At 74.0% G+C, this 14516-nt stretch carries 12 protein-coding genes and 1 tRNA gene; 8 read left to right on the top strand and 5 right to left on the bottom strand.

Annotated elements, in window-relative coordinates; all coding sequences use genetic code 11:
• Nucleotides 1-233: 233 nt before the first annotated feature.
• Nucleotides 234-830 (bottom strand): histidine phosphatase family protein, encoded by a 597-nt coding sequence (locus tag ACF1GV_RS00865; protein ID WP_391676676.1) that lies wholly within the window; start codon nt 828-830, stop codon nt 234-236.
• A 215-nt stretch (nt 831-1045) separates the two neighbouring features.
• Between ACF1GV_RS00865 and ACF1GV_RS00860 the strand changes: the two genes are divergently transcribed.
• The 7 genes from ACF1GV_RS00860 (at nt 1046) to ACF1GV_RS00830 (ending at nt 7259) form a co-directional block, all read left to right on the top strand.
• Nucleotides 1046-1978, top strand: a complete 933-nt coding sequence (locus ACF1GV_RS00860) for a phosphatase PAP2 family protein (protein ID WP_391676674.1) — start codon at nt 1046-1048, stop codon at nt 1976-1978.
• The gene (locus ACF1GV_RS00855; RefSeq protein WP_391676672.1) at nt 1929-3050 is read left to right on the top strand and encodes a hypothetical protein; all 1122 of its coding nucleotides are present in this window, start codon (nt 1929-1931) and stop codon (nt 3048-3050) included. The genes ACF1GV_RS00860 and ACF1GV_RS00855 overlap by 50 nt, the downstream gene beginning before the upstream one ends.
• Nucleotides 3041-4633, top strand: coding sequence for a hypothetical protein (locus tag ACF1GV_RS00850; protein WP_391676670.1), 1593 nt, complete (start codon nt 3041-3043; stop codon nt 4631-4633). Before ACF1GV_RS00855 ends, ACF1GV_RS00850 begins: the two co-directional genes overlap by 10 nt.
• 2 nt (nt 4634-4635) lie before the next feature.
• Nucleotides 4636-5976, top strand: a complete 1341-nt coding sequence (locus ACF1GV_RS00845; RefSeq protein ID WP_391678430.1) for an AAA domain-containing protein — start codon at nt 4636-4638, stop codon at nt 5974-5976.
• A 133-nt stretch (nt 5977-6109) separates the two neighbouring features.
• The gene (locus tag ACF1GV_RS00840; RefSeq protein ID WP_363267344.1) at nt 6110-6475 is read left to right on the top strand and encodes a hypothetical protein; all 366 of its coding nucleotides are present in this window, start codon (nt 6110-6112) and stop codon (nt 6473-6475) included.
• 141 nt (nt 6476-6616) lie between these two features.
• Nucleotides 6617-7195, top strand: coding sequence for a bifunctional DNA primase/polymerase (locus ACF1GV_RS00835; protein ID WP_391676668.1), 579 nt, complete (start codon nt 6617-6619; stop codon nt 7193-7195).
• Nucleotides 7186-7259 (top strand) — tRNA-Lys (locus ACF1GV_RS00830). Before ACF1GV_RS00835 ends, ACF1GV_RS00830 begins: the two co-directional genes overlap by 10 nt.
• Nucleotides 7260-7417: 158 nt before the next feature.
• Here the strand turns inward: ACF1GV_RS00830 and ACF1GV_RS00825 are convergent.
• A complete protein-coding gene (locus ACF1GV_RS00825; RefSeq protein ID WP_391678429.1) occupies nt 7418-8626 on the bottom strand; it encodes a M6 family metalloprotease domain-containing protein in 1209 nt (402 codons plus the stop codon).
• A gap of 420 nt (nt 8627-9046) precedes the next feature.
• On the opposite strand from ACF1GV_RS00825, the gene ACF1GV_RS00820 reads away from it, so the two are divergent.
• Nucleotides 9047-10891 carry a putative bifunctional diguanylate cyclase/phosphodiesterase gene (locus ACF1GV_RS00820; RefSeq protein WP_391676666.1) on the top strand — a complete coding sequence of 615 codons (1845 nt, stop codon included), beginning with the start codon at nt 9047-9049 and terminating at the stop codon, nt 10889-10891.
• Here ACF1GV_RS00820 and ACF1GV_RS00815 read toward each other — a convergent pair.
• The 3 genes from ACF1GV_RS00815 to ACF1GV_RS00805 form a co-directional block, all read right to left on the bottom strand.
• The gene (locus ACF1GV_RS00815) at nt 10864-11973 is read right to left on the bottom strand and encodes an LLM class flavin-dependent oxidoreductase (protein WP_391676664.1); all 1110 of its coding nucleotides are present in this window, start codon (nt 11971-11973) and stop codon (nt 10864-10866) included. The two genes, ACF1GV_RS00820 and ACF1GV_RS00815, sit on opposite strands and share 28 nt — an antisense overlap.
• Before the next feature lie 939 nt (nt 11974-12912).
• Nucleotides 12913-13644 carry a decarboxylase gene (locus tag ACF1GV_RS00810; RefSeq protein ID WP_391676663.1) on the bottom strand — a complete coding sequence of 244 codons (732 nt, stop codon included), beginning with the start codon at nt 13642-13644 and terminating at the stop codon, nt 12913-12915.
• A complete protein-coding gene (locus tag ACF1GV_RS00805; protein ID WP_391678428.1) occupies nt 13641-14450 on the bottom strand; it encodes a decarboxylase in 810 nt (269 codons plus the stop codon). The genes ACF1GV_RS00810 and ACF1GV_RS00805 overlap by 4 nt, the downstream gene beginning before the upstream one ends.
• Between the last annotated feature and the right edge of the window lie 66 nt (nt 14451-14516).

Genomic DNA, 14516 nt, shown 5'->3' with positions numbered 1-14516 from the left:
AGTTCCCCACGCCCCTTCGTGCCCGGCGGCTCATCCGGCTGAGCTGCGGGCAGTCGTGCCGCTGGGGCGGCACGGGTGGGCTGGGGTCCCCCCTGTTCGAAGAGCCTGGGGGTCCCCCCTGCTCGAAGAGCTTGGGGGGAGGCACCCCGTCGCGCCGGGTTGCGCGTCCCACCCCCGGCCGGCCAGCGCACCGGATGCCAGGTCGACGTCGGTGCGCAGGCCGGCCCGGGAGCTCAGCCCGGCAGGTGGCCGACGTCGTTCCAGGACTCCAGGGCCGGTTCGCCGTAGGCCCAGCCGAGGGTGGAGAGGGAGGTCGGGTTCAGGCGGATGCGGGAGGCGAAGTGCAGGGGGAGGTCCAGCCAGCGGGCGCCGATCGCGCGGAGGATGTGGCCGTGCGCGAAGATCAGGACGTCGCGGTCCGCCGAGCGGGCCCAGGCGACCACCTCGTCGGCCCGCGCGGTCACCTCGGCCAGGGTCTCGCCGTCGGGCACTCCGTCGCGCCAGATGAACCAGCCGGGGCGCAGCGCCTGTATCTCGGCCGGGGTGAGGCCCTCGTAGGCGCCGTAGTCCCATTCCATGAGCGTGTCCCACCGCGTCGCGCGGTCGCCGAAGCCGGCCAGTTCGCACGTCTCACGCGCGCGTGCCAGCGGGCTGGTGCGGACCTCCACGTCCGGCAGGCCGTCCAGCGGCGCGCGGTGCAGTCGCTCGCCGAGCAGCTTGGCGCCGCGCCGGCCCTCCTCCAGCAGCGGGATGTCCGTCCTGCCGGTGTGCCTGCCGGACAGCGACCAATCGGTCTGCCCGTGCCGTGCCAGCAGGATGCGCGGTGCCATGCGAGGGGCCTTTCGGGTGTGGAAGGGGGTTCGTCTCCATCATCGCGTACCCGTGTCGCGGGCAACCTGGCGGGCGGTCGTGGCGTCTTCCAGGGCCGGGGGCGGGCCGTCAGGGGCGCCGCCCACGCCGTAGAGTGACTCCCCCGCATCCGCCGGGTGATCCCGGCGTGAGGACCCGCCAAACAGCAGTGAGAAGAAGGGGGAGGGCGAATCGGATGCCGCAGACCGAGTCACCAGGCAGCGAGGCGGGCCCGGCGACCCGGTTGCGCTGGTGGACCGAGCTCCCTCTGGTCCTGCTCGTGTACGGCTGCTACTCGGCCGGCCGTCTGCTCGCCCGCGGTGACGTCTCCGACGCCGTCGACCACGGGCTGGCGCTGCTGCGGGTCGAGAAGTTCCTGCACATCAACGCCGAGCATCCGCTGAACCGGCTGTTCACCGGCAACCCCTGGCTCGGTGTCCCGGCCGACTTCTGGTACGCCTCGCTGCACTACCTGGTCACGCCCGCCCTGCTGGTGTGGATGTTCCGCGCGCACGCCGCCCACTACCGGGCCGCCCGCACCTGGCTGCTGACGTCCACGTTCCTCGGACTGATCGGCTTCACGCTGATGCCGACCTGCCCGCCGCGCCTGCTGGCCGCCGGGTACGGCTTCGTCGACACGATGGCCCACTACAGCTCGTACGGCTGGTGGGGCGGCGAGGCGAGCGCGCCGCGCGGTATGGGCGGCATGACCAACCAGTACGCGGCGATGCCGAGTCTGCACGTCGGCTGGGCCCTGTGGTGCGGCGTGATGCTGTGGCGGTACGGGCGCGGCCCGGCGGCGCGGGTCCTCGCGGTGGTCTATCCCGTGGGCACAACTCTGGTCGTGATGGGGACCGCCAATCACTATCTGCTCGACGCGGTCGCCGGGGTCGCCGTGATGGCTGTCGGGCTGCTGCTCGCGCCCGCCGTGATGCGGTTCGCGGACCGGCTGCGCGCGCGGTTCGCGGGCGGCTCTTCCGGCGCTCCTGCCTCGATTGTCAGTGGCGGATGCCAGACTTCGGCGGGTGAGCGAATTCCACGGCAGCGCGCATCACGGCCCGGAGCCGACGCCGAGCCGAGTGCCGTCCCCACGGACACCGGGGACGGCGCTCCGGCACCGGCTCGCTGAGCTGCGCGGACCCGACGTACCCGCCCGGGCGCTGGACGCCCGCGCCCTCGCGGCCCTCGCCGCCAACCCGGGCTGCCGGCGGCGCGCGCTCCTCGACGGCGCCGGGGTGGACAAGGCGGCGCTGGCGGGCGCGCTCGGTGCGCCGTCGGCGTTCGGGCAGTCGCAGTTCGCCCTCACCCGGGGCAACGCCTTCGAGGCGAAGGTCAAGGCGGACGGCGGCGCGGAGCTCCTGCGGCTGGTGCGGGAGAAGCTGGACCCGGCCGCCGAGCCGCCGGAGCGCACCTACGTGCCCGATCTGACCGCGGCCGGGCCCGAGGGGCGTACGGCGCGTACGGCGCTGGCGCTGCGGGAGGCCGTCGAGGCGGGCGGCTGGACGCTGCTGGACCATCCGATGCTCGCCCTCGAGGTCGCCGGTTCCCCGGCGTTCCTCGAGCCGGACGCCGTGGTGGTCCACCCGGACGGCAGCTGGACGGTCGTCGAGATCAAGTCCTTCCCGATGCTGGACGGCTCCGCCGACCCGGCGAAGGTGGGCGCCGCCGCCCGGCAGGCCGCCGTGTACGTGCTGGCGCTGGAGGAGGTCGCGGGCCGCATGGAGCCCGCGCCGCAGGTACGCCATCGCGTGCTGCTCGTGTGCCCCAAGGACTTCTCCAACCTGCCGACCGCCGCCGCGGTCGACGTGCGCAAGCAGCGTGCGGTGACCGGTCGGCAGCTGGCCCGGCTCACCCGCATCGAGGAGATCGCCGACTCGCTGCCCGAGGGGACGTGCTTCTCCCCCGAGCTGCCCGCCGAGCAGCTCACCGAGGCCGTCGAGTCCGTTCCGGCGACGTACGCCCCCGAGTGCCTGGCCGCCTGCGAGCTGGCCTTCCACTGCCGTCGGCGCTCACGCGAGGCCGCCGCGGTGACCGCGCTCGGCCGGTCCGTGCGGGCCGAGCTGGGCGGGCTGGCCACCGTGCCCGAGGTGCTGGCGGCCGCCCGCGGTCAGGCCGGGGACCCGGCCGATCCGGCGGTGGCCGCGCTGCGGCGGGCCGCGCAGTTGCGCGCCGAGGCGCTGGAGGGGACCGGATGTCGCTGATCGCCACCCTCGCCCGCATGGAGGCCGTCAGCAGCGGGCGCGCGCAGCCCGCCGCGACCGTGCGGCACCGGCATCTGTCCGACCGGCCGCTGGTCCTGGTGCCGCTCACCACGGCCGGTGAGGCGGGCGCCCCGCTCGGCGCGCTGGTCGGCACCGACCGGAACGCGCCGCGCCTGCTGGTCGTACCGCAGCCGCGTGACCGGGATCTGCGGTTCGCGTTCCTGGCCGAGCTGGCCGATGTCGTCCTGCCGTACCTCGAGTCGTACGGCGATGTGGTGGAGGCCGCCGAGCGCACCGAGACCGATCCGGAGACCGGCAAGCGGGTCAAGGTCGAGGTCGACCTGTGCGCGGACGCCCCGCAGCTGATCGTGCCGAGCCGGGCCGGCGTCGACCTGGTGCGGCTGCTCGGGCGTTCGATGCGGTTCCGGCGTACGGCCGAGCAGGAGCCGGAGACGCCGTATCCCGCGCCGCCCCGGGTGCCGCTGCTGGGGCGCTGGTTCACGCACTACGCCGAGCGGGCCCGGGTGCCCGGTTCGTCGCTGCTGCCGGCCCTGACCGAGGTACTCGCCCGGCACTGGGCCACCGGTCAGTCCGGTCTGGAGGACCAGCATCTGGGGGCGCTGCTGGCGTGGATCGATCCGCCGGAGGGCACCTCGGGGGCCGAGGCGGCGCTGGAGGCGGAGCTGGCCCGTGACGCGGGCGGGCAGTTGCGGTGCCCGCCCGCCGGGCCGGCCACTGATCCGGCGTTCGACAACAAGCTGCTCGCTCCCGCCATCGAGCGCTACGACCGGGCCCGCACCGCGCTGGCCGCCGCCGAGGACGGCCTGGAGGCCGACGAGCGGCTCGGCGCGCTGAGCCGCGCCGAGGAGGAGATCCGGGGGCTCGTCGAGCAGGTCACCCTGCCGACCTGGGACAAGGTCTGGCGGGGGCTCGATCTGCTGCGGGCGCTGCCCCCGGGGGCGCATGTCGAGGAGCGGTGGACGCGGGACCGGTGGTCGTTCACCGGGCACCGGGACCGGGTGCTGGACGGGGAGCCGCCTCAGCCGCGCCGCGACGACGCGGTCACCGCGGCGAACAAGCTCGCGGCGCGCGAGCGCGAGCAGGCCCGGCTGGAGGCGCAGGAGGCGCTCGACGACCCGCTGGTGATGGCGGGGCGGCGGCTGGCCGGGGAGGCGTTCGCCGGGGAGGTGACGGACGTGACCATGGCGTACAGCGAGGGAAAGCGGCCCAGCCCGCGCCCGCTGGTGACCGTGCGCACGGACGACCGGCCGCATCTGGGCGAGCGGGCGAAGGTGTACCGGTCGCTGGGCGGGCGGCCGCAGTCGGCGGAGTTCGTCGGCGCCGAGGAGGACGGCGCGCTGCTCGTGCTGCGCATCCTCGACAAGATGGGCCGCGGCAAGGAGCCCGAGGAGGGGTCGGTGCCCGAGAAGGGCGACCGGGTGTGCTTCACGCTGTTCGAGCACGAGCAGCGCGGCGGGGCGAAGCTGCCCGACCCGGAGGACACCCCGTGGACGCACGGCGGGCCGCCCGGTGAGCAGGCCGTCGAGCCCGCCGATCCCGTCACCGAGGAGGACGTGCTGTGACCGTGACCGAGACGGCCTTCGATCCGGGGGCGGCCGCGACCCGGGCCACGGACGCGATCCTCGCCGACACGCTGCACGGCGCCGCGCGCGGTGTCGTCGTCGACTCCCCGCCCGGCGCGGGCAAGTCGACGCTGGTGGTGCGGGCGGCGCTGGAACTGGCCGACGCCGGGCGCCCGCTCATGGTCGTCGCGCAGACCAACGCGCAGGTCGACGACCTGGTGCTCCGGCTGGCCGAGAAGAACCCCGAGCTGCCCGTCGGCCGGCTGCACAGCAGCGACGCCGACGCCTACGACCGGGCCCTGGACGAGCTGGAGCAGGTGCGCACCTCGGCGAAGCCGGCCGATCTCGCCGGGCTGCCGGTGGTGCTGTCCACTGCGGCCAAGTGGGCGCACGTGAAGGTGGACGAGCCGTGGCGGCACGCGATCGTCGACGAGGCGTACCAGATGCGCTCCGACGGTCTGCTCGCCGTGGCCGGACTGTTCGAGCGGGCGCTGTTCGTGGGCGACCCCGGGCAGCTGGACCCGTTCGCGATCGTGGGCAGCGAGCAGTGGGCGGGTCTGTCGTACGACCCGTCGGCGTCGGCGGTGACGACGCTGCTCGCGCACAACCCGCAGCTGCCGCAGCACCGGCTGCCGGTGTCCTGGCGGCTGCCGGCCTCCGCGGCGCCGCTGGTCTCGGACGCGTTCTACCCGTACACCCCGTTCCGTAGCGGCACCGGCCCCGGTGACCGCAGGCTCGCCTTCGCCGTCCCCTCGGACGGCTCAGGTCCCGACCGGGTGATCGACGAGGCCGCGGCCTCCGGCTGGGGACTGCTGCAGCTGCCGGCCCGGCACACCCCGCGCACGGACCCGGAGGCGGTCCGGGCGGTGGCGCTGGTGGTCCGGCGGCTGCTGGACCGGGGCGGGGCGGCGGTGTCGGAGCGCTCACCCGAGCCGTCCCCGCTGACCGCCGACCGGATCGCCGTCGGCACGGCGCACCGCGACCAGGCGGCGGCGGTCCGCGCGGCGCTGGCCGAGCTGGGCGTGTCCGACGTGACGGTCGACACCGCGAACCGGCTCCAGGGCCGTGAGTACGACGTGACGGTGGTCCTGCATCCGCTGTCGGGCCGCCCCGACGCCACGGCCTTCCATCTGGAGACCGGCCGCCTGTGCGTGCTGGCCTCCCGCCACCGGCACGCGTGCATCGTGGTGTGCCGCGCGGGCGTGGAGGACCTCCTGGACGACTACCCGTCCACGGAACCGGTCCAGCTCGGCACGCTCGTGAAGTTCCCGGACGGGTGGGAGGCGAACCACGCGGTACTGGCACATCTGGCCGAGCACCGGGTGTCCTGGCGGGGCGCTTGACGTGCCGGGGTGCCGGGCCTTCCCGGGAACCGGGAGGCCGACGCCCTCTTGCGTGCGCGCGGGACAATGGAGGGTGGTCCACCCCGTGGCGGCGCCCCCTGGGACGTACGCCCCTGTACGAGAAGGAGAAGACATGGCGGAGCCCACGCCGCGTCGGAACGAACCGCGGCTACGCCCCGCGCCCCTGCTCTTCGAGCCCATGGCGGCGGCCGCCGATCCGGAGCACTTCTTCGACCTGGAGTCGATCGACGATCCGCGCGCGCTGCTGGAGCGGGCGACGGAGCTGACGCACGCGTTCCGCGCGGCGGCCGACCGGGCCGTGGAGTTCCAGGCGATCGCGGCGGCGCAGCTCGCCGATCCGCGCCGGTTCGACCGCCTGACGCCTGCGGACATCGCCGAGCGGGCCGAGTGGACCGAGGACTACGCGAAGAAGATGGTCGAGTTCGGCCGTGACCTGCTGCGCGGCGGAGAAGGGTCCAGCCCCTCCGACCCGGTCTGAGCCGTCCGATCCGGCCTGCCCCCGTGACGGCATATGCCAGGTGGGCGGGAAGCGGGCAAGATACCCCCTCCAAGTGCCCCCTGTCCCGATTTCCCGCAACCCTGTGGAAGCGCGCGCTCACGCCCGGTAGACCTGGGAGACATGAGCAGCACGTGTCATGTCACCCATGACGGCGCCAGCTGGCTGGCCTCGGCGGGTACCTACCCGCGCAGCACCCTCGCCCTGTGGGAGGAGCAGCCGGACGCCCCCGTCGTCCTTCCCTGCGGTACCGCCTTCGACGTCGTCGGCACCCCCGCGCTGTTCGGGCGCCGCATGCTCGACCGGCTCTGGGACGAGGGACCGGGTTCCGGCCCGGTGGCCGTCCTCCGGGGCCGGATGCTGCTCTTCGCCGCGCCCGGCACCGCCCAGCGGCTGCCGTCGCTGCTGGAGTGGGAGGAGTGGGGGTCGGGCAGCGACCGTACGGGCCGTACCGACGGGATTCCCCCGCTGATCTGCCACGGGACCGGTGACGCGGTGACCGTGCCGCCGGTGTCCGCGACCGCGCCGGGCACCTCCGCGGCCCGCTGGCTGGTCGCCCCCGACACCCGTCACCCATGGCTGCCGGGACCGGAAATCCTGCTGTGGGCGGCGGTGCGGGCGGCCCGCGCGGCGGTGCGGATTTCGATTTCACCTCCCGCCGACGTGGATGCTAAGGTCTACGACGTCAGCAGGCGCCGCTAGCTCAGTTGGTTAGAGCAGCTGACTCTTAATCAGCGGGTCCGGGGTTCGAGTCCCTGGCGGCGCACGATGACGATGGCGGGTTTTGTTCGCAGAAAGCGCGAACAGGACCCGCCATCGTCGTTTCTGCGCGGCTTCGCCGCGCGCGGTGGGGGTTCCGCCACCCACACCCCCGACGGGAAGGCCCCTCGCGAAGGCGAGGGGCCTTCTTCTGCATCCAAGGGATCACCCAGGCGCCCCCGGCGTGATCGTCACCGTCCACGCCCCCGACGGGGTGCGGCTCTCCACCTCCACCCGTACCCCGTCCCCGGGGACCGTGAAGCTCTCGCCGAGGGAGACCGGGGCGTCGGCGAGCGCCGGGTAGACGGAGTTCTCCCAGCAGGCCTCGGTGTGCGGGTGGGCGTCGATCACCTCGATGGGCCCGCGCCCGGACTCCGTGGTGGAGTGCACCCGGTACACGAGCACCCCGGCCCGGCAGGCCGCGCCGTCGTTGCCGACGGGGTCGCGCACCTCGAAGGCGAGCGCACTGTCGGGGCCGGTGCGCACGACGGCGAGCTTGGCCCCTGTGCCGAGCCCGAAGGCGGGCGCGCCCGCGGCGCCCGGGACGGGGACCCCGGGCCCGGCGGCGAGCGGCTCCAGGCTGAGCCGGGTCGGGCGCTGCACGCACACCACCTGGCGCGGATCCAGCCAGCCGAGCTTCCACTTGTGCCAGCCGAACAGGTCCGGCGCCAGACCGAACTGACTGCCCATCATGTCCCAGTCGCCGACATAGGTGTCCCAGTCGCCCTTGCCGTCGGCGGGGCGGTGGTAGAGGTCGGGCAGGTCGAAGACGTGCCCGGTCTCGTGGGCGAGCACCAGCCGGTCCGGTGGGTGCCGCTCGAAGACCGTCACCACACGGCGGATGTCCGTACCGTCCGCCCTGAGCGGGGTGTCGAGGTTGACGACCTTGGTGGCGTCGGAGTCGACGCCGGGGGCGTCCGGGTCGGCGACGAAGTACACGACGTCGTAGCGGGAGAAGTCGACCTGGTCGTCGGCGGCCCGCAGGGCGTCGCGCAGGTACAGGGCGCGCAGGCCGGCGCTCCAGTCACGCTGTATGCGGTACGTCGTGGACGGCCGGGGCATGCGGATCCAGTGCCGCATCGGGTGGGGGGTCAGGGTGAAGCGGCCGTAGGAGGCGCGGCGGAAGAAGTCGCTGGTGGCCGGGAAGTGGTCGGCGGTCAGTTCGGCGGGGGTGGTCAGGGGGGTGGCGTCGGGGAACGACAGGAAGACCATCACCGCGTTGAGGGCGCGGGTGGGCCGTGGGTAGGCGGCGTTCCAGGTGTCCACGCCCTCGGAGTGGTGGGCGTCGGTGCGCTGGAGGGTGCAGGGCTCGGTGGAGAAGGGCTCGGCGACCGAAGGGGCGCTGAGCAGCGAGGTCGCGGCGAGCGCCGACATGATGGTGAACACGGCGGCGGTACTGCGCAGCCGGGGCGGCTCCAACGCCGACTTGAGGCCCCTGCGGGTTCTTCGGCCCAGTCTTCGCAGGGTGAGCTGACGCGACAAGGGGACCTCCGGATGCGGTTCTCGGGACGCCGCACCCAGCCTGGTCGGGTTCGTTGCCGTATGCCCTGTTTATCTGACCCGGACGAGTGAGCGCCCGTCAGGCCGACACCCCCGAAGCGTTCACGGAACGTCACATTCGGTCGGGGGCCTGCGCAGGCCGCCCACCTGCGAACAGAAACGATCCGCCATCGGTCGGGGAGCCCTCGCGGACCGCCCGGGAACGAGCCATGGCTGGTACCGCCCGGGGCCAGCCTCTATGATCGGCACACTTTCCTGCGCGGACAGCGATCGAGTGCACTGCGGGAGCGAGCGGTGAGCGGAACGTCCGAAGGGTCGACACCTGCGGCAGATGCCGACGGGTCCGTCGTTACAGAGAGTGACAGCCCCACCCCTGCCCGTGCGGAGCCCCCCTACCGCTCCGCCTTCGCGGCCGCCCCGCTCGCCATGGCCGTCGTCGACCGCGCGGGCCTGGTCGTCGACGCCAACGACACCCTCGGGGAGCTGCTCGGCGGCGACCGGGCGGGCCTCACCGGCCGGCTCGCGTCGGATCTGCTCGACCTCGGCTCCGACACGCGAACCCGGCACGCCTACCGCGAGGTGCTCGACGGCCGCCGCGACCGGCTGCGCTGCACCCGCCGGCTGAAGCATCCCGACGGCCACTCGCTGTGGGCGCAGGTCACCGTCTCCCCGCTGCCGGCCGGTGAGGAGGGCGCGCTGCTGTCGGTCGCCGACATCAGCGCCCGCCGTGAACTCCAGGCGCAGCTGCGGCACTTGCAGATGCACGACCCGGTGACCCGGCTGCCCAACCGCACGCTGTTCTTCGAACGGCTGTCGGCGGCGCTGGAGTCGGCCGCGCTGGGGACGGAATCGTACGAGACGGGCGGGACCGGCCGGATCGGCCTGTGCTACCTGGACCTGGACGGGTTCAAGGCGGTCAACGACACCCTCGGCCACCGCGTCGGCGACCGGCTGCTCGCCGCCGTCGCCGAGCGCCTGACCCGCTGCGCCGACACGGCCGGCCACGGCCGCGCGAGTACGCCGCTGGTGGCGCGGCTGGGCGGCGACGAGTTCGCGCTGCTGGTGGAGGACTCGACCGGCACCGAGCAGCTCGCGGACCTCGCCGAGTCGGCCCTGAAGGCGCTGCAGGAGCCCTTCGAGCTCGCGGGTCAGCGGCTGTCGGTATCGGCGTCGATCGGCGTGGTGGAACGGCAGGCGGCGGGGACGACGGCGACCGGGCTGATGCAGGCGGCCGACACGACGCTGTACTGGGCGAAGGCGGACGGCAAGGACCGCTGGACACTGTTCGACCCCGAGCGCAACGCGCACCTGATGACCCGCCAGGCCCTGGCCTCCACGCTCCGGCCGGCCATCGAGCGCGGGGAGTTCGTGCTCGACTACCAGCCGCTGGTGGGCATGGCCGACGGCCGGCTGCACGGGGTGGAGGCCCTGGTCCGCTGGAACCATCCGCAGTTCGGCCTGCTGCCGCCGAATCGGTTCGTCGGGCTGGCGGAGGAGGACGGTTCGATCGTGCCGCTCGGCCGCTGGATCCTCACCACCGCGTGCCGGCAGGCCCGTCGCTGGCAGCTGGAGAACCCCGACGAGCCGCCGCTGTTCGTCAGCGTCAATGTGGCGGTCCGTCAGGTGTGGGACTCCGACCTGGTGGCGGACGTGGCGCAGACGCTGGCCGAGACGGGCCTGGCGCCGCATCTGCTGCAACTGGAGCTGACGGAGTCGGCGGTGATGGGCTCGGCGGGCCGCCCGCTGCAGACGCTGAAGGCGCTGAGCGACATGGGCGTGCAGATCGCCATCGACGACTTCGGCACCGGCTACTCGAACCTGGCGTATCTGTCCCGGCTGCCGGTGAAGGTCCTGAAGCTGGACGGCTCCTTCGTCCGCGGCTTCCGTTACGACGACCCCGCCGCGCATCCGAGCCCCGCCGACGAGGTCATCGTCGAGGCGATGATCCAGCTCGCGCACCGGCTCGGGCTCACGGTGACCGCCGAGTGCGTGGAGACGTCCGCGCAGGCCGACCGCCTCCGCCTGATCGGCTGCGACACCGGGCAGGGGTGGCTGTACTCCCGCCCGGTGCCGCCGGATCGTATCTCCGCGCTGCTGGCGACGCCGGGGGTTCAGCCGGACGTGGTCGTGAAACCGTAGGCGTCGGCGATCAGTTCGTACGACCGCAGGCGCACATCCCCGCTGTGCGCGTTGCCGGTGATCATGAGCTCGTCCGCGCCCGTGCGCTTGTGGAGATCGTCGAGCCCGGTTCGCACCTCGTCGGGCGTGCCGTGGACGACGTTGGCGTTCCAGAAGGTGACGAACTCCTCCTCCATGGGGCTGAACTCATAGGCCTCGGCCTCCTCAGGCGTAGGCACGAGCCCGGGCCGCCCGGTGCGCAGCCGGACCATGTTCAGCGCGGCGGCCCGCACCTGGCGCCGGGCCTCCTTCTCGTCCTCGGTGGCGAGCGCGGCGACGCCGATCAGGGCGTAGGGCTCGTCCAGGATGTCGGACGCCCGGAAGGACTCGCGGTACAGGTCGAGGGCCGGGAGGGTGTTCTGCGCGGAGAAGTGGTGTGCGAACGCGAACGGCAGACCGAGCACGCCGGCCAGCCGGGCGCTGAACCCGGAGGATCCGAGCAGCCAGATCGGCGGCCGGTGGGGCGACTGCACACCACCGGGCGAGGTGGCCTGCACCGGCCCCGGCACGGCGTGGATCCTGCGGTACGGGTGCCCGTCGGGGAAGTCGTCGTCGAGGAACCGGGTCAGCTCGGCGAGCTGCTGCGGGAAGTCGTCGGCGCCTTCGTCGAGCCGGTCGGTACGGCGCAGGGCCGCCGCGGTGGCCCCGTCGGTGCCGGGCGCCCGGCCGAGCCCGAGGTCGATCCGCCCCGGCGCCATGGCCTCCAGCGTGCCGAACTGCTCGGCGATGACGAGCGGTGCGTGGTTGGGCAGCATGACGCCGCCCGAGCCGAGCCGGATGCGGTCGGTGTGGGCGGCGAGGTGGGCGAGGATCACCGCGGGCGAGGAGGAGGCGACACCGGGCATGGAGTGATGCTCGGCGACCCAGTACCGGTGGAACCCGCGCGCCTCGGCGAGCCGCACCAGCTCCACGCTGGTCGCCAACGCGTCGGAGGCGGTCCGCCCGGCCCCCACGGTGACCAGGTCCAGCACGGAGAGCGGAACGGCGGCGGTCCCCCGCGCCGTGCCCCGGATCTCGTCACCGGACTTCTCGGATACGGCCACGGTGGGTCCTCCTGCGTGTACGGGTGCGCTGCCGCTGGGCTAACAGGAGGGGGTCTCCGGTTATTCCCTGCGGGGGTGGGTGGGGCGGCTTGGGTGGGTCGGCTTGGCGGGGCGGGGTGTGCCGCGCCCCGGGCGGCATGGGGTGGGGGTGCGCTGCCGGGCGGGGTGATCGGCGGGGTAGGCCCGGGGGGCGGGCCTACCCCGTACGCCTTGGGGCGCAGCCCCATGGCGGGGTCGGGGGCGGAGCCAAATGGCAAGGTCGGGGGTGCACGGGGCCCGGCGGCCCGGAGCGAAGCTCCCGGTGCCGGGCCCGGGGTCCGTGGCCCGGGGCCGTGGCCCGGGGCCGTGGCCCGGGGCCCGGGAGGCCGGGAGGCCGGGAGGCCGGGGTCCGGGAGGCCGGAGGCTCGCAGGTCCGGGGGCCGGTGGTCCGGGGGATCGGGGTCCGGGGGTTCGGGGTCCGAGGGCGAAGCCCCGGCGGGGTCCGGGGCGGAGCCCCGTGGCGGCACCTCCTGCCCGACCGAGACGGGTGGGTGGGTGGGTGGGAAACCTCCCGGGGCCCGGGGCGCAGCCCCGTGACGGCACCTCTGCCCGACCGAGGCAAACACCCCCCCGGGGTCCGGGGCGGAGCCCCGTGGCGGCACCTCCTGCCCAAGCGAGACGGGTGGGTGGGTGGGAAACCTCCCGGGGCCCGGGGCAAAGCCCCGTGACGGCACTTCCTGCCCGACCGAGGCAAACACCCCCGGGGTCCGGGGCGGAGCCCCGTGGCGGCACCTCCTGCCCAAGCGAGACGGGTGGGTGGGTGGGAAACCCCCCGGGGTCCGGGGCAAAGCCCCGTGACGGCACCTCTGCCCGACCGAGGCAAACACCCCCGAGGCCCGGGGCAAAGCCCCGTGGCGGCACCTCCTGCCCGACCGTCCCGCGAAACCGGCGGAGCCCCCGTCAGGCCTGGACGATCGGCTCCCGCAGGAACAGGAACCCCAGCGAGGGAGCGTTGACCCGGCGGTCGGTCAGCCGCAGCCCCTCCCACACCGTGACCGGGTTCGCCGTGAGGACGGGCTTGCCCAGTTCCTTCTCCAGGGCCGGGACGTGCGCCGCCGTGTGCAGGGCCGTGTCCGGCAGGAGAACCGCCTGTGCGTCGGGGTGGTCCGCGGCCCGGGCCAGGGCCAGCACCTCCGCCTCACCCCACGTACCGACCTCCGCCGCCGTGACGATCCCCGAGCTGCGCACCCCGGTGACCTCCACACCGGCCGCCCGCAGGAAGCCGGCGAACAGCTCCGCCACGTCCTCCGGGTACGTCGCCCCCACGGCGACCGTGCGCGCGCCGATCTCCCGTACCGCGTTCACGAAGGCGAACGAGGTCGAGGAGGCCGGCGTCCCGGCCGCCCGGGCCAGCCCGCGCACCTGCTCGTGGGCGCCCTCCCAGCCGTACACGAAGCTGCCGCTGGTGCACGCCCACACCACCGACTCCACGCCGGCCAGCCGCAGCTCCTCCACGCCCGCCGTGAGACGCTCCGCCTCGCCCATCCGCCGCAGCGCGTCCACACGGTGCGCGTCCTCGCCGATGTCCGTGTGGACGACGTCCACCCGGATGTCACTGCCCAGGAGCTGCTCGATGCGCGGATAGTCGTCCTCGGCCGAGTGACCCGGGTAGAGGAATCCGAGTGCGGTCATGTTCGCCCTTCCTGCTGTTCCTGCGGTCCGTCCGGCAGTACGGCGGGCCACGCGCGTGCCGAGTCGTCGGTCAGCGCCTGGTACGGCCCTACCGCGCGGGTACCCAGCCGACGCAGTGCCGCCCACATCGTGACTTGGTTGGCCGAGATCACCGGGATGCGCAGTTCCGCCTCCAGCTGCGGGATCACGTCGTACGTCGGCAGGTTGGTGCAGGACAGGAACAGCGCCTGGGGTTCCCCGGCCGCGCCCGGTGTGCCGACCGCCCGCCGGGCCATCTCCACCACGTCCCGGTACGGCACCTTCCAGATGTGCCGGGTCAGCCCCATGTACACGCACCCCGTCACCACGACCCCGGCCTGCGCGACGTACGCCCGCAGCGACCGCGTCACCGACTCCGTGTACGGCGTCACCAGCGCCACCCGTCGCACGCCCAGCTCGGCGAGCGCCTCCAGCAGCGCCCCGGACGTCGTCACGGACGGCACCGCGCCCGCCCCGGTCATCGCCTCGCACATCGCGCGCTCCCCGGCCGTCCCGCCGACGAAACTGCCGGAGGTGCAGGCGTAGGCGAGGACCTCGGGATGCACGGCGATCAGGGTGCGCACGGCGTCGGTGAGCGTCTCGTGCTCGCTGACCAGCCGGGCGAGATCCAGGCTGACCTCGACCGGCACATAGGGCGTGCGGGTCAGGTGCAGCGACACCTCGTCCGGCGTCCAGCGCCACAACTCCCGGTCGAGCGCGAAGTCGAAGGGCGCGACGACACCGACACCGCGCTGCGGGCGGGGGCCGCCCAGAAACATGGCCTCCAACAAGGGCACCGCCTCACGGTGGGAGACGACAGGGCAACGGATCGTACGCGTGGCCCTGTTGACGAC

The organism is Streptomyces sp. NPDC014006, from assembly GCF_043088925.1.
In the GTDB taxonomy this organism is placed as follows: Bacteria; Actinomycetota; Actinomycetes; order Streptomycetales; family Streptomycetaceae; genus Streptomyces.
Note: the sequence above shows the minus strand (reverse complement) of the source record. Positions and strands in the feature narration are given on the sequence as shown.

What these genes read in the sequence shown, in the direction of transcription:
- ACF1GV_RS00835 (WP_391676668.1), top strand. Translation starts at nt 6,617, where the DNA reads ATGAGCAGCACGTGTCATGTCACCCATGACGGCGCCAGCTGGCTGGCC.
- ACF1GV_RS00850 (WP_391676670.1), top strand. Translation starts at nt 3,041, where the DNA reads ATGTCGCTGATCGCCACCCTCGCCCGCATGGAGGCCGTCAGCAGCGGG.
- ACF1GV_RS00810 (WP_391676663.1), bottom strand. Translation starts at nt 13,644, where the DNA reads ATGACCGCACTCGGATTCCTCTACCCGGGTCACTCGGCCGAGGACGAC.
- ACF1GV_RS00840 (WP_363267344.1), top strand. Translation starts at nt 6,110, where the DNA reads ATGGCGGAGCCCACGCCGCGTCGGAACGAACCGCGGCTACGCCCCGCG.
- ACF1GV_RS00860 (WP_391676674.1), top strand. Translation starts at nt 1,046, where the DNA reads ATGCCGCAGACCGAGTCACCAGGCAGCGAGGCGGGCCCGGCGACCCGG.
- ACF1GV_RS00825 (WP_391678429.1), bottom strand. Translation starts at nt 8,626, where the DNA reads ATGTCGGCGCTCGCCGCGACCTCGCTGCTCAGCGCCCCTTCGGTCGCC.
- ACF1GV_RS00865 (WP_391676676.1), bottom strand. Translation starts at nt 830, where the DNA reads ATGGCACCGCGCATCCTGCTGGCACGGCACGGGCAGACCGATTGGTCG.